This window comes from Lysinibacillus sp. GW823-FHT02G10 (genome assembly GCF_058797135.1).
The window spans coordinates 11936-27157 of record NZ_JBXAJI010000012.1; the positions used below are offsets into that span (position 1 = coordinate 11936).

The window sequence follows — 15222 nt, forward strand, 5'->3', positions numbered from 1 at the left end:
TAAAGTTTCCTATAGGAAAATAAGATATTAGTATTCTAACGCTAGGAATAAAAAAAGTGAAGTAGTTTGCTTTATCCTTCTAAAATAAGTATGCTCTTTTGGATGAAGTGAATGAGTAGAAAAATTAAATTGCAGGAAAAATTCGAAATTTATAGAACTAATGAAATGTAGAAGGGAGACAAGGTGATGGATATGGTATGGGTAAAATCAAAAGTAACAATTCCACGTACAGTGCCAAATGTATTAGAGAGGAAGAAATTATTTTCTATTTTATCTAACAATCGAATGAAGAAACTAACCATTATACGGTCAGCCGCAGGATACGGAAAGACGACTCTTTTAAGTCTGTGGTTGAAGCATATTGATGAATCGGTAGCATGGTTTACTATCGATCAGAATGACAATGATCCTGTGAGATTTTTAAAGTACTTAATACATACATTATCTTTTAGCATATTGAATGTAGAACAAAAGTTAAACAATATACTAGATGAAACACCACCTTTTGAAACAATTATAGATACACTGTTAAACGATTTGGATACATATAAAGAAAATATTCATATTGTTTTTGATAATTTTCAAGAAATCCACAACCCTCAAATTCATCAAATTATCAATCGACTTATTGAATATTTACCAGCCAATGCACGGATCTATATAACTACACGAACTAATTTAGAACTTCCACTAGCAAAATGGCGTGTAAAAGGTTGGATACTAGAAGTCGGGACGGGTCAATTATGTTTTGATTTAGAAGAGCTACAATCTTTCTTTAATTCTGTTACTAATGATGAACAGAAGGATGCGCTGAAGCCTTTATTAAAGACTACAGGGGGCTGGATAGCAGGTATCCAACTGATAAAGCTATCAACAGGTGGAATGGTAGGTAATCTTAGTAGTGAAGAAATTTTAGCCAAAGCTAGTTCATATATACATGAGTACTTCATGCAAGAAATTCTTTTAATATTACCTCAAGAATTGCAAGATTTTCTACTAAGAACTTCCATTTTAAACTACTTAGATCCGAGTGTTTGTGGATCCATCACGAACGGATTATATAGTTTAACTACATTCTCAGAGCTGGAGAAAAATTGTTTGTTTATCGAACAAGTACAAGCTCATCCACCCGTTTATCGTTACCAAACTTTATTTAGGCATGCCCTACAGGTAGAATTTCAAAGGCAATATTCCTATGAAATGATTACCTCTATTTATTACGAAGCAGCCACTAATTTATGCCAAAGAGAAGACTATGTAGCGGCAATTGAGCTTGCTTTAAATGGCGAATTATACAAGCTTGCACATGAATGGATTCAAAAATATTTAGTCGAAATATTTGCCGAGGGACATACTCTATTATTCGGGCAGTGGATACAGAAATTAAGGAATGCTCAGTTTCCAGTAGATATTAATATGCTTGTCTTATATATTACTACTCTGTTTTCAACCCATGAAATTGATCAGGCGAATAAAATCATAGAGGAACTACTACTTAAACAAAATAAATGGAAATGGATGGAGGGTTTTCAGTTCATTGCTGTATCAAAAATCTTTGAAATTATACATGCTTATATAGGTTATATGAAAGATGGAGACATTGAAAAGGCAAAAGTAGGTTTACAAACACACGTAAATGTAAGAAAGAATAAGTCATCTTTATATCATATTTCTTTAAAATATAATCAATTTGAGCCTAGAATTTTATGTACTTTTGTAGGTGCAAAAGGAAAATTCTTACCAGTAGAAAAAATGGATGAACTGATTCACGTGTTGAATGAAAGTGAAATAAGGGAGCGAAATATTACAGGCGTTACCTATGGATTACTAGCTGAAATTTTGTATGAAATAAATGATTTAGATAGAGCAAGTAAAGAGTTAGAAATCGGTTTACAATATGGTTTACATTTTCAAGATCCAGGATTATTTATACCAATGTACTTATTAAAGGCTCGTATTTATATGACTAAAAAACAATTCGAAGAAGCACATCTGTTATTGCTTGAAGCTATGAAGGAAACCGATAAACCTTATTGGATAGGTATGCTCTATATTATGAAAGCACAATCTTATTTATTGGAAGGAAATATTTCATATGCACAACAGGAATTTTTTAGAGTGACGGATTTTATCAATTATAGAATTGCATCAAAAAATCCATTTTATTTATTAGTTCAAGGTAAAATTCTATATGCTAAAAATCAACTGGAGGAAGCATTGCAAATTGCTATTCGTTTAAAAGAAGGAGCAACTCAGGAAAAGCAAATCGTTACGCTTATTGAAGCGGGCTTGCTAGAAGCCATTTGTCATTTTTCACTTGGTAAAGAGGATTTCGCTTTAACAGTATTACATGATGCTCTTGAACATGGAGTGTCCTATGGGTATTACCGTACATTTATAGAGGAGGATTCTATCTGGCCATTACTTAATAAATACTGGCGTCTACGTCAGCATAATAAGGGAGATACATTTAAGTCAGTGCCGTTAGCCTATGTAAATAAACTATTATTAAATGACAGCACAGAAGATGAGTTTTTCACTAACTTTACTGCAAGAGAAAAAGATGTTCTGCAATTACTCGCAGAAGGTGCTTCTAATAAGGAGATTGCACAACAATTGCAGCTGACAGAGGGAACAATTCGTATATATTTAACAGGAATTTACAGTAAAATAGGTGTGAAATCTCGCACGAAGGCCATTTTATGGGCAAAAGAATGGCTAGGCTTTTAAAGTTGTTAAAGAGAAAGGAGGTCTACATGTGCCAAATATTTTATTAGCCTCAAAAACAACAGTCCCTCAAACGGGCAAGCAAATTATTGAGCGAGAACGATTAAATGCCATTCTACTCCAGTCAACAGCAAAACTTATAGTAGTACAAGCGCCAGCAGGGTATGGTAAAACCACTTTTCTAAGTAGTTGGTTTCAGCAACTTGAGACGGCAGTAGCATGGTATACGGTGGACCAAACAGACAATGATCTAAATCGCTATTGGAAGTATTTAATTCATACTATTGGTCACTCATTACAGCCAGAAGCTGCCTCTCGGATTAATTCTATACTCCATGCACAACCACAGTTACCATTAGAGTTTTTAGTGGACTCTCTCTTATATGAATTATCGCTATCTACTAAAAAGATTCATATTATGATTGATGATTATCATCATATTCATAATATTGCTATCCATCAAGCGATGACTCGACTAATTGATTTCTTACCTGAAAATTGCTTTATTTATTTGACTAGTAGATCAACTATTTCATTACCTATTGCAAAGTGGAGATTAAACCATTGCTTGCTTGAAATTGGTTTAGAGCAACTTCTTTTTACGTATGAAGAGACAAAAGTATTTTATAAAAATTTAAATAAAAAGCTGGATGTAAAGGTATTTCAAAAGGTTTTTGAGATAACAGAGGGCTGGCCAACAGGGTTGCAATTAACTAATTTAGCAGATTTCCATAATGTAGACAAAGAGTTAAAAGAAAGCAATTTATATGTGTTCCAATATTTAATGAGTGAGGTTTTTTCCAAACTAGCACCACCCCTCCAAATTTTTCTTCTTTATACTTCACTTTTGGAACAATTAACCGCTGATACATGTAATGTCCTAACAAACCGTACTGATGCTCAACTTGTCTTATTAGAGCTTGATCAACAAGGATTATTTATTAGTAGAGTAGAAGCAAAAGAGCAGGTTTTTCGATATCACAATTTATTTAGAGAAGCATTGCGCCAAGAATTGAGCAATCGTTTTACTCAGCAGGATATTTTGTATTTATATGAAAAGGCAGCTGTTGCTTTATATAATAATGGAAATTTTTTATCTGCTATAGAGCTTGCTTTAAGCGGCAACGTATTTATGTATGCTGAACAATGGATTCAGGAGCATCTTGTAACATTTCTTTCCTGTGGACATTCAACATCTTATGTAAAATGGATTGATACATTTTTGTCTAATGGCTATGAGGTACACCCAGAGTTGATGGTAATGTATGCATATACACTCGCAGCATTACACAATTTAGAAGATGCTTATCGGACGATCCTAGACCTAGAACAAAAGCATAGGTCTAATCAATGGATGAATAAAAGTGAGTATGCATCTGCTGTCGATGATTTTCTAGGTGTGAAAGCCTATGTCTTTGTCATGAAAAACGGAGATCTTTCTCAAGCTGGGGAATATATTCGACAAAGACTGGAGAGAAATCCAGTTGATTCCAAATGGGACGCAATATTTATACAATATAATCAAACAGAGCCTATGTTGTTTAGAACAAATATCGGATCTCGAGGAAAGTTACTTTCAGATGAACAGGCTATGTCTTATTTTGCTAAGTTTAGAACAGGGAAATTTAAAAACTTAAGTATGACAGGCTATAGCTATGGCGTGCGTGCAGAAAAATTATATGAGTGGAACCAATTTGCTGAGCTATCAATAGAATTAGAGGAAGCTATACGTTCTGGACATCAATTTCAAGATGCAGGATTGTTAGTACCGATGTATATTCTTAAAAGTAAAATAGCCGTGTTAGAAGAGCAATATATAGTTGCTCAAGGCGTTTTAGATCATGCAATTGAAGCTGTCAATGAACGCCATTGGATTGATAGTATAAGAGTAATGAAGGCACTTTTATTTTTACGTGAAGATAATGTTGTCCAAGCAGAACAGGAGTTAGCTAAGGTCAAAGTAGATAAGGATTTTACATTTTATTTGCTAGTAAAAGCACGTTATTTACTCATGGAAGGACATCTACTAGCAGCGCAGCAATTGATTATACAGGTGCAATCACAGGCGCAACAACAAGAACAGCTATCTACTCGTATAGAAGCGACAATTTTATTAGCCATATGTTTGGTTGAGCAAGGACAAGCAGATGAGGCGTTAGAAAAATTACACCAAGCCTTGAAATTAGCCGAACCATATCAATATATCAGAACCTTTATAGATGAGCCTCAAACATATGCTTTATTAAAAAAATATGCCGCTATTCGAAAGCAATCTTCCAAAAAGGAGTGTAGGGAGGTTTCCATGAGCTACGTTGAGCACTTGCTCCAATGTGCTCAAAAATATAAGCAAATTTCACCATTGGCTTCCCTTACAACTCGTGAACAGGAAATATTTACATTATTATCAAAAGGTGCTTCTAATAAAGAAATAGCCGAGCAGCTATTTTTATCGGAAGGTACAGTAAGAGTCTATCTCTCGGGGATTTATAGTAAGTTAGGTGTTAAAAATCGAGCCCAGGCAATATTATTAAACACGCTGGTATAAGGTTATCCGTTATCTTTTTAGGTAGCGGTCTTTTTTTTACATAAAACAATTAACATTCCTCAATAGTGGAAGTATCTTGAATTTTCTAAGATAAAGGGAGGAGAATACTTGATTTTAAGAGGAAGGAGCGAGAGGAATGAAAAGAATCTCGAACATGATGATTGTTCTAATATTGCTCTTTTTCCAATATGGGCAAGTTCCAGCCTCTTATGCGAATGAGCATAATGCTATTGAAGAAGGAGCGGATAGTCATGCTAAAAAGAGCCTTAACAAAAATCTAGTTGGTAATGCAAGATTCCATACAGCGCCAAATGACACGGGTATAACACTTGTAGCCTATGGAGGGGCAGGAGGGCATGTTGATATTCCAGCTGTTATTAACGGACAGCCCGTTACGATAATAGGGGAAGCTTCATTTTTCAATAAGAATGTGACAAGTGTAACTATCCCTGAAAGTGTGACCAAAATAGGGGATAGAGCATTTTTGATGAATCAGATCACGACTGTGACCCTCCCTAATAGATTAGAGAGTATAGGTAATCTAGCGTTTTTTGACAATCGGTTATCGACTGTCTATATTCCTGATAGCGTAAAAACAATAGGAGCAGAATCATTTGCGAATAATCAGCTAACAGCAGTGACAATTCCAGATGGTATAACAAGAATTGAGAACAGTGTATTTTCGAGGAATAAATTAGAAAGTGTAACCATTCCCAGTAGCGTGACAAGTATAGGGAACTACGCGTTTTATCAAAATCACTTAACAACCATTATTCTACCTGATGACTTAAAGAAGATAGGGTTCTATACTTTTTATGGTAATAACCTGAAAGAAGTGACTATTCCTGAAGCAGTTACATATATAGAAGATTGGGCATTTGCCTCTAATCAGTTGCATTGGGTTTACTTTAATAGACCATTAGTGCTGCAGCCTAATACATTTAACTACCAAGGTGACAGGTTTGATGGTTGGTATAGTGATTTGGCATGGGCAAAGCCGTGGGATGGCAATGTCACACAGCCAACAAAAATTTATGCAAAGGGAAATGCGTTAACATATACACTTACATTTGAGCCAAATAGCGATACAGCTATTGATGAACAGCAAATACTGGCTGGAGAAAAAGCACTTGCACCAGCAACTCCGATAAAAGATGGCTCTCAATTTATAGGCTGGTATAAAGATGAAGAATTGACTGTGCCCTGGAACTTTGATACAGATGTGATAACGGGAAATATAACTTTATATGGAAAATGGGCAAAAAAACCATACACTGTTATATTTCATACAGATACAGACACAATAACAGTCGAGGTATTGAATGGAGAGCTATTAGCCAAGCCATCAGATCCAACGAAAGTTGGCTATACATTTGTAGGTTGGTATAAAGACGAAAAGCTGATGATACCGTGGAACTTCGAGATCGATAAAGTGACAGAGAGTATGACGTTATATGGAAAATGGCTAACAAATGAATACATCATTACCTTTTATACAAATGGAGGGACGGTAATTTCTCCTGTGACAGCTAAGTATAATGAGGTAATAGATGAACCACTGTTCCCGACAAAAACAGGTTATAAATTTGTAGGCTGGTATAAGAATGAAGAGCTGACCAAACCATGGAGCTTTGATACTGATAAAGTGGTAGAAGATACAGCGCTTTACGCAAAATGGGAAAGGGAAGCTGTACATTATATTCTAGACTTTGCATCAAATGGTGGAAGTGCTATATCGCCCCAAAGGCTTACTGCTAATACAAACGCAATGCAACCAATCAACCCAATAAAGGTAGGCTATACATTTGCAGGTTGGTATAAAGATGCTCATTTCACAAAAGTCTGGAATTTCCATACAGATATAGTGACAGCTAATACTACTTTATATGCAAAATGGCAATGGCTAGCAAACGATTCGTCAGGTGGTGGAGGAAATTCGTCCCCAACACTAACAGAGCCAGAAAAGACAGAGCCAACCTTATCTGAAAAACCAGAACCTAAACCTGAAGATCAAGCTAAGCCACAACCAACCGAGCCAACACCCCAAACAGAGGCAAACATTACTTTCTCAGATATTCCTCAGGGCCATTGGGCATGGACAATGATTCAGGAGATGGCAAGGCAGGGCATTATTACAGGCTATCAAGACGGCACCTTCAAGCCAAATGCACCAATTCAGCGCCAGCATGTTGCCCTGATGTTAACCAGAGCATTAGAGCTAGAACCTAAAAAAGAGGCGTTTATATTTGAGGATATTCCTGAAAGTCATCTCTATTTTGAGGAAATTAAGCAAGTGCAACAAGCAGGACTGTTTGATGGCATAGATGGAAACTTCCAACCAAAATCTAATATGACACGTTCACAAATGGCAAAAGTATTGGTAGAGGCTTTAAACTTAACAGCCCATAAGAAAGAAACATTTAATGATGTATCTGCTACTCATTGGGCATACAATTATATTGCTATTCTTGCGTCAAACGGTATCACAATAGGTGATCAAGGTAATTTTAGACCTAATGATGCTGTTACACGGGCAGAATTCGCAATCTTTTTATATAGAGCCCTCTCTCAATAAGAATAAATCCCATCACTGGTGTGATAAGACTACCAATGATGGGATTTTTGTATTTACCTAAAAATAATTAACATTCCTCAATAGTGGGAGTAAATAATTACCTTTAAGATGAAGAAGAATTATTTTATTTTTAAAGAAAGGAGAGACTATATGAAAGCAAAAAGTGTTAGATATGGAATATGGTTTACACTATTTATCTTCATGATGTTAGTGAAAATCCCTTTTACTTTTGCTAATGAAGCTGATTATGATGTGGAAGATAGCCCTGATGGATCGATAACTATAAAGACATACACAGGTACTGGCGGAGACATGGCAATTCCTCATCAAATACAAGGGAAAATCGTAACAGGGATAGACGCTTGGGTGTTTACTAATAAAAATCTGACAAGCCTCACGATACCAGAAACAATAACAACAATTGGTGCTTATGCTTTTTATCAAAATCAGTTAACAAGTGTGACACTGCCAAGTAATCTAACGAACATTAGTGATGGTGTATTTTCCTTAAACCAACTAACAAATGTGATACTTCCAAATAATCTAAGTAGTATCGGAAATTATGCATTTTCTGGAAATTTACTAGAAAGCGTAGATATACCTAAAAGTGTTATTAGTATAGGAGATCATGCATTTTCAACGAATGATATTGTCAATGTGAAAATTCCAGAGGGTGTAAAAATAATAGGGTCAAATGCATTTGCAAGGAATGATATTGAAAGTTTAGAGATACCAGAAAGTGTGAAAAGCATTGGAGATGAAGCCTTTTCAAATAATTACCTAAAGGAAATCATTATATATTCTAAAGATGTTGAAATAGGTGATGATGCTTTTATAGGGCATAGTCCTAACCTTGTTATTTATGCTCCAGAGAATTCTTCTGCAAAAGAGTATGCAGATAGGTTGAATATAAACTTTCAAGGTATAAATTCTCCAGATCCTGTCAATGAAGCGGATTATGAGTGGACAAAAAATAGGGATGGGTCAGTAACGATTAGAGATTACATAGGTACTGATATGGCAATAACCATTCCAAGTCAGCTAGATGGCAGGGTAGTAACAGCAATAGGTAGTGGAGCATTTGGTGAAAAAGGTCTTACGCAGGTAATAATACCAGACAGTGTAACAAGCATTGGAGATGTAGCATTTGCAGAAAATCAATTAACGTATGTGAAACTACCAAATAACCTTAAAAAGATAGGTGAAGGTGTATTCTTTACAAATAAACTTACTGCTATAGAAATACCAGATCAAGTTACTCAAATTGGCTCATATGCATTTTTAGATAATGCACTTGCTACAGTTAAGCTGCCAAATCAACTTAAGACAATTGGGGATTTCGCATTTATGGAGAACCAATTAACAAACATTGAGTTACCAGCAACTTTGGAGACTATAGGAGAATGGGCGTTTTCAGATAATCACATAACCTCTTTAGTAATACCTACTAGTGTCGTAAGTATAGGAGCGTATGCATTTGCTACCAATGAACTTTCAAATGTAACGATTCCCTCAAGTATAACAAGTATAGCGGAAAGTGTATTTCTCGATAATCAGCTTACAAGAATAGAGATTCCTAGTAGTGTAACGAATATTGGTAGATGGGCCTTTGGGAAGAATAGACTTAGTAGCATTGAAATTCCTAAAAATGTAATGACTGTAGAGGATAATGCCTTTAATGACAATAATCTTAAACAAGTGAAAATATTATCGGATGCAACGATTCTTTTAGAAGATATTTTTAATGCAAATCCAAGTAATTTAATTATTTATGGTCATGATGCATCGACTGCTCAAGCCTATGCCAATCAAAATAATCACCAGTTCGAGTTACTTACTTATCAAATTATCTATCATGGAAATGGCTCTGAACAAGGAAATCCACCAGTAGATATGAATATGTATCCAAGAAATACTCCAGCAACGATCTTAGATAATATAGGATCTTTAGAAAAAACTGGCTATACATTTGATGGTTGGAACAGCACTAACGTGGGAGATGGTATAGATTATACAGTCAATAGCATTGTTGATATTGAAGAATCCAATCTTGCCTTGTATGCGAAATGGAAAGCAAATTCATATGTTGTCACATTTAATACAAATGGGGGGACAGCAATCAATCCTATTACAGTAAATTATAAGGCACTAGTAAGTAAACCAGTAATTCCTATAAAACCAGGGTATACATTTTTAGGCTGGTATAAGGATGCTCAATTCACCACACCATGGAATTTTACAACGGATATGATAACCCAAAATACAACCTTATATGCAAAATGGGAAAACGTCGTCGCACAGTATACGGTGGATTTCGAAACAAATGGAGGAAGTACAGTAGCATCACAGAAGGTAACAAAAGATACCTTAGCAACAAATCCAGTAAATCCAACAAAGGCAGGCTATACATTTACAGGCTGGTATAAGGATATTGAACTGACGATACCATGGAATTTTTCTAAAGATGTAGTGAAGTCCAATATCACCTTATATGCCCATTGGGTAACAGACGGTTCATCGGGTGGTGGAGGAAGTATATCTCCGAATCCATCCCCAATACCAGGGCCAAACATACCTGAAAAACAAGAACAAAAACCTGAAGAACAAAAACCTGAAGAACAAAAACCTAAACCTGAAGAACCAATTGATCCACAACCAACAGAGCCAGATATCATCTTCTCAGATATTTCTCAAGGACATTGGGCCTGGGCGATGATTCAGGAGATGGCAAAGCAGGGCATTATTACAGGCTATCAAGATGGCACTTTCAAGCCAAATGCACCAATTCAGCGCCAGCATGCTGCCCTGATATTAACAAGAGCATTAGCGCTAGAACCGAAAAAAGATGCGCGAGAATTTAACGATATACCTAAAAGCCATCTCTATTTTGGGGTAATCGATCAGGTGCAACAAGCAGGTTTGTTTGAAGGCATAGATGGGAACTTCCAGCCAACTACGAATTTGACACGCGCTCAAATGGCAAAAGTATTAGTTCTTGCCTTTAATTTAACTTCATCGAATAAAGATACTTTCGAGGATGTGCCAAAAACACACTGGGCACACAACTTTATCGCTATACTTGCAGGAAATGGGATCACAATTGGAGATAATGGCAACTTTAGACCAAATGATCCTGTAACACGTGCGGAGTTTGTAACATTTTTGTATAGAGCTTTGCATCAATAATTAAAAACCTCACCAATGGCTATCCATAAAGCTTTTGGTGAGATTTTTTTGTTCAAATTATTAACATTACTCAATAGTGCGTAAGGATGTAAATTATTATGCTAATAGAAAAGGAAGTGTTTCTATTGAAAATCGTTCGTCTTGCCTTCTTCATATTATTCTTAACTTTAGCTTTTGTATCGATTAAACTTTCAATTAAAACGGATGAAAGGAATTATGATTGGCGTAATAACTCTGATGGTACAGTGACAATTATTCATTATAATGGTCCACATATTGAGTTTCCCTTTCCAAGCCGTTTAAATGGCAAAAAAGTTGCTAAAGTAAGCTCAGGAATTTTTGAGAAAAGGGATATTTACAGCTTTTTACCGAAAGTTTATTAGTTAAAGACGTACCCTGTGTCAAAAAAAGAAATGTATTGTCTTTCTCATCATTTTCTAATTAGACTTTCACCACTTGTATCGTATACGATGAAAAGAAAAGGCGAAGGACGGATTCGACATGACACATCGAATTTTAATTATAGAAGATGAAGAGAATATTGCGAGAGTGCTACAACTGGAGCTTCAATTTGAAGGATATGAGGCAGCAATGGCTCATACAGGAGCAGAAGGCTTACTACAATACCGTGAGCAGCAATGGGATTTAATTTTACTTGATATCATGCTACCTGAGATGAGCGGTATTGATGTGCTAAAGCGTATTCGTGCAACAGAATCCCAAACACCTGTTATCATGCTAACTGCTAAAAGTGAAGTAGAGGATAAGGTAAAGGGCTTGGATTTAGGAGCCAATGATTACGTGACAAAGCCTTTTGAAATTGAGGAGCTACTGGCACGAATTCGCAATGCATTACGGTTTTCGCAGAAGGTAAATCCAAAGCAAGTTGCACTTACATTTGGCCATTTATCGATAAACGAGCAAACAAGGGAAGTTGTGTATTTTGATAAGGAAATTCAGCTGACACCTCGTGAGTATGATTTGTTGTTCTATTTACTAAAGCATCCTAAACAAGTACTGACAAGGGAGCAAATATTAGAGGCTGTGTGGGGCTATGATTATTATGGGGATACAAATGTTGTGGATGTTTATATACGTTATGTACGGCAAAAGCTTGAGGCTGCTAATCCAGCACCTCTTATCCAAACAATTCGAGGTGTTGGATATGTGCTAAAGGAACATAGTTATGAGACTTAAAACAAAAATTCATCTACTAACAACATTGCTTATGCTAGTTATTATAGTGGCAACAAATAGTGGAATTTATTTGTTGTATGAGAAATTTGCCTATGATACGGAATATAACCAGCTCCAGTCACGGGCAAATGATTTAAGCTCTACACTGAGTCAGTTAAATGCACAAACCAACCTACAGCAAGTATTAAGAGCTTATATGCCAACGGATGGTGCTGTTTATATTTATGATGGTGAACGCTTGAAAACAAAGGTTCAAGCTACCCTTGAAATGCAAGAAGTCCCTGCCATTACCTACACTATGCCTGCTATTTGGATCGACGGGACGGTAGTGGACATAACATTACAGCAATCTATGGAAGAAGTAGAACGGACATTAGATTTGTTAAAGGTCATCTTAGTTGTTGTATCTGTTGTTGCAACGATTCCAATTTTCCTAGCGAGCTTGGTACTTGGGCGACTTATTTTATTACCGCTAGAACGTTTAAATGAGACCATGCGCAAAAGTGCATCTACTGGGAAATATGAAAAAATAGATACTACAGAAAAAGGTGGGGACGAGTTAATAAACATTAACCGCACTTTTAATATAATGATGGAGAAGCTTGAACAACATTATCAAAAGCAACAAGAATTTGTATCAAATGCCTCTCACGAGTTAAAAACTCCTATAACTGTCATTGAAAGTTATGCAAAACTACTCCTAAGAAGGGGTTTTGATAATCGTGAGGTTGCTCAGGAATCCTTACAGGCCATTGCCAATGAATCATCTCGTATGCATGAAATGGTGTTGCAATTGCTAGAGCTAGCTAAAAACAAAGAGCAATTGGACGTTCATTTCGAACAACTAGAGCTTGCCCCTTTCTTAAATAAAGTAGCTTCACAAATGGAACAGGCTTATCATCGAACATTTAGAATTGATGCGCAGATACCAAAATTTATTTATAGTGATGAAAAAATATTGAAGCAACTACTTTTTATTTTGCTGGATAATGCTAGGAAATATAGTGAGGATGAAGTACGTATTCAAGCCACTGAAACAACCAACCATGTACGTATTACCATCCAAGATTTTGGTATTGGTATTCCAGTCGAGCATATTCCTCATTTGTTTGAGCGTTTCTATCGTGTAACAGAGGATCGTAATCGTAAAACAGGTGGTTCAGGGCTAGGGCTAGCAATCGCACATGAACTGGCACAACAATTAGGTATAACGATAGATGTGAAAAGTAAGCTAGGGGAAGGCTCAAGCTTTACTTTATGTATACCAAAGGAGGGACAGCAATGAAAAAGTGGATGTTAGTAATTGTTGTTATTATCCTTCTTTGTAGTGGAGTAATTTGGTTTGTTCAACATCGTTATTTTTACGTTCAACCTCTTAGTGAAGCGCAGGCTATTCATCATATTGAGACTATCTACAATGGTCATGTTACACAGGTTGAAAAACAAGGAAATACCTTTGAAATGCTTTTTACGCGTGACGATGTCAAGTATGCAGCTATACTCGATGTTACGACACAACAGGTGACTGATCTAATCCTGAAAGAAGGACATAGTAAATTACTTTTAACAGAAAAGCAGATCAGACAAATGGTTAAAAAGGAATATGGAGATATAGAAAGCGTTATGCTTACAGACTCCATTTACACTGTACGTGTTGAAAATGAGGAAATTCAAAAGGATTTAACGTTTGATGGTTATACTGGCGAACTACTGGCTGAGAAAAAGGTTGAGCCACAAGAACAACCTATCGAAGAGCCTATTATTACTGAGCAACAGGCCATTCAAATAGCTCTTAAGCAATTAAAGGGTGAAGTGGATTCAGTTGATTTTGAAGAAACCTCAGAGGGTGGTTACTATTTAGTTGAGATTGAAACGCAGGAGGACGAAGCTACATTTCAAATTCATGCTATTTCAGGAAAAGTACTGTCTGTAACATGGGATGACGATCATTAAATCATTCTCATGAAATTCTAATGTTTCTCTTATAGTTCTATCATCTTCACTTGGTAAGCTAAGTTTAGATAAAACAAAGGAGAGATGAACATGAAAAAAATGATCATGATTCCAGCACTAGTAATTACACTGGGAGTGGGTGCAGCGATTGGCTCGACGACTTTATTATCAGGAAATGCCCAAGAAAAAAAGGTCTTATCCATGCAGGAAATTGAGAAGAAAGCTCTAGCGGTAGTGGATGGTACAGTTGCCAATATCGAAATTGACCAAAATCAGTTTAGCTCTATTTATGAAGTAGAGGTGTATACAGATACAGAAGAATATGATTTAAAATTTGATGCTTATAGTGGAAAATTACTCAAGCAGAAAAAGGAACGTCTAGATGACGATGATTGGGATGATCATCTTCCTGCTACGACTACTACAACAAAAATAATTACAAAAGAGCAGGCTATCAAGACAGCCCAAACAAAAGCAAAGGGTAAAGTAACAAAAATTAAGCTTGATGATGGTGTATATGAAATTGAACTGAAAGATGGTCAATATGAATACGAAGTAGATGTGGATGCAGTCTCTGGGAACATTATCGACTTTGAACAAGGCTTTGATGACTAATATAATGAGCTGTCTTGAAGGTAGAATATACCTTTAAGGCAGTTTTTATTGTTTATATTGTGGGTATTGACTAGGTATTCAGGAAATTTTCTTTAAGAAGCGATTATTTATATGTTCAAAAAAAGCCTATGCTTTTACTCAAAAAAGAGAAAAATTTTCTTCTTTACTTTTTCAATTAGCAGGCGTAATATGACATCATTATAAAAGTTTCAAATTTCTAAATCGCTGAAGCAACTAAACGCGGGGGAACCAATTTTGATGGATGGCATAGCCATTCTTGGGGTGAATCTCTTCCTTGTGGAGGAGTAGGGCTACTCAGGCCCGAATCCGACAGCTAACCTCGTAAGCGTTAAGAGCAGAAAAGTGGAGCTTGGCAGACGGATGAGCGTCTACAAGTCTTATTTAGTGATGACTTGTAGGCGTT

General features: G+C 36.1%; 9 protein-coding genes and 1 riboswitch. All 9 genes read left to right on the plus strand.

The genetic code is table 11. The annotated features are described in order from the left end of the window. Nucleotides 1–186 precede the first annotated feature (186 nt). The 9 genes from AC1RFD_RS21100 to AC1RFD_RS21140 all read left to right on the plus strand — a co-directional run bounded on the left by AC1RFD_RS21100 (nucleotide 187) and on the right by AC1RFD_RS21140 (nucleotide 14798). Nucleotides 187–2730 (plus strand): LuxR C-terminal-related transcriptional regulator, encoded by a 2544-nt coding sequence (locus AC1RFD_RS21100; protein ID WP_279493694.1) that lies wholly within the window; start codon nucleotides 187–189, stop codon nucleotides 2728–2730. A 28-nt stretch (nucleotides 2731–2758) separates the two neighbouring features. Next, nucleotides 2759–5272, plus strand: coding sequence for a winged helix-turn-helix domain-containing protein (locus AC1RFD_RS21105; protein WP_492475235.1), 2514 nt, complete (start codon nucleotides 2759–2761; stop codon nucleotides 5270–5272). Nucleotides 5273–5408: 136 nt separating this feature from the next. Then, nucleotides 5409–7847 (plus strand): InlB B-repeat-containing protein, encoded by a 2439-nt coding sequence (locus tag AC1RFD_RS21110; RefSeq protein WP_492475236.1) that lies wholly within the window; start codon nucleotides 5409–5411, stop codon nucleotides 7845–7847. Nucleotides 7848–7997: 150 nt separating this feature from the next. Next, nucleotides 7998–11033 (plus strand): leucine-rich repeat protein, encoded by a 3036-nt coding sequence (locus AC1RFD_RS21115; protein WP_492475237.1) that lies wholly within the window; start codon nucleotides 7998–8000, stop codon nucleotides 11031–11033. Between the two features lie 98 nt (nucleotides 11034–11131). Next, nucleotides 11132–11416 carry a hypothetical protein gene (locus tag AC1RFD_RS21120; protein WP_492475238.1) on the plus strand — a complete coding sequence of 95 codons (285 nt, stop codon included), beginning with the start codon at nucleotides 11132–11134 and terminating at the stop codon, nucleotides 11414–11416. Nucleotides 11417–11534: 118 nt separating this feature from the next. After that, nucleotides 11535–12230 carry a response regulator transcription factor gene (locus tag AC1RFD_RS21125; RefSeq protein ID WP_048391922.1) on the plus strand — a complete coding sequence of 232 codons (696 nt, stop codon included), beginning with the start codon at nucleotides 11535–11537 and terminating at the stop codon, nucleotides 12228–12230. Further along, nucleotides 12220–13515: a HAMP domain-containing sensor histidine kinase gene (locus tag AC1RFD_RS21130; RefSeq protein ID WP_103117317.1), complete on the plus strand. Its 1296-nt coding sequence runs from the start codon at nucleotides 12220–12222 to the stop codon at nucleotides 13513–13515. The genes AC1RFD_RS21125 and AC1RFD_RS21130 overlap by 11 nt, the downstream gene beginning before the upstream one ends. Then, nucleotides 13512–14183, plus strand: a complete 672-nt coding sequence (locus AC1RFD_RS21135) for a PepSY domain-containing protein (protein WP_492475239.1) — start codon at nucleotides 13512–13514, stop codon at nucleotides 14181–14183. The genes AC1RFD_RS21130 and AC1RFD_RS21135 overlap by 4 nt, the downstream gene beginning before the upstream one ends. A gap of 90 nt (nucleotides 14184–14273) precedes the next feature. Beyond that, a complete protein-coding gene (locus AC1RFD_RS21140; protein ID WP_492475240.1) occupies nucleotides 14274–14798 on the plus strand; it encodes a PepSY domain-containing protein in 525 nt (174 codons plus the stop codon). 213 nt (nucleotides 14799–15011) lie between these two features. Then, nucleotides 15012–15161, plus strand: a riboswitch (cyclic di-AMP (ydaO/yuaA leader). Nucleotides 15162–15222 lie beyond the last annotated feature (61 nt).

Excerpts from the sequence above, each read along its gene's own strand:
- AC1RFD_RS21100 (WP_279493694.1), top strand. The coding sequence starts at position 187 with ATGGATATGGTATGGGTAAAATCAAAAGTAACAATTCCACGTACAGTG.
- AC1RFD_RS21110 (WP_492475236.1), top strand. The coding sequence starts at position 5,409 with ATGAAAAGAATCTCGAACATGATGATTGTTCTAATATTGCTCTTTTTC.
- AC1RFD_RS21115 (WP_492475237.1), top strand. The coding sequence starts at position 7,998 with ATGAAAGCAAAAAGTGTTAGATATGGAATATGGTTTACACTATTTATC.
- AC1RFD_RS21120 (WP_492475238.1), top strand. The coding sequence starts at position 11,132 with ATGCTAATAGAAAAGGAAGTGTTTCTATTGAAAATCGTTCGTCTTGCC.
- AC1RFD_RS21125 (WP_048391922.1), top strand. The coding sequence starts at position 11,535 with ATGACACATCGAATTTTAATTATAGAAGATGAAGAGAATATTGCGAGA.
- AC1RFD_RS21130 (WP_103117317.1), top strand. The coding sequence starts at position 12,220 with ATGAGACTTAAAACAAAAATTCATCTACTAACAACATTGCTTATGCTA.
- AC1RFD_RS21135 (WP_492475239.1), top strand. The coding sequence starts at position 13,512 with ATGAAAAAGTGGATGTTAGTAATTGTTGTTATTATCCTTCTTTGTAGT.
- AC1RFD_RS21140 (WP_492475240.1), top strand. The coding sequence starts at position 14,274 with ATGAAAAAAATGATCATGATTCCAGCACTAGTAATTACACTGGGAGTG.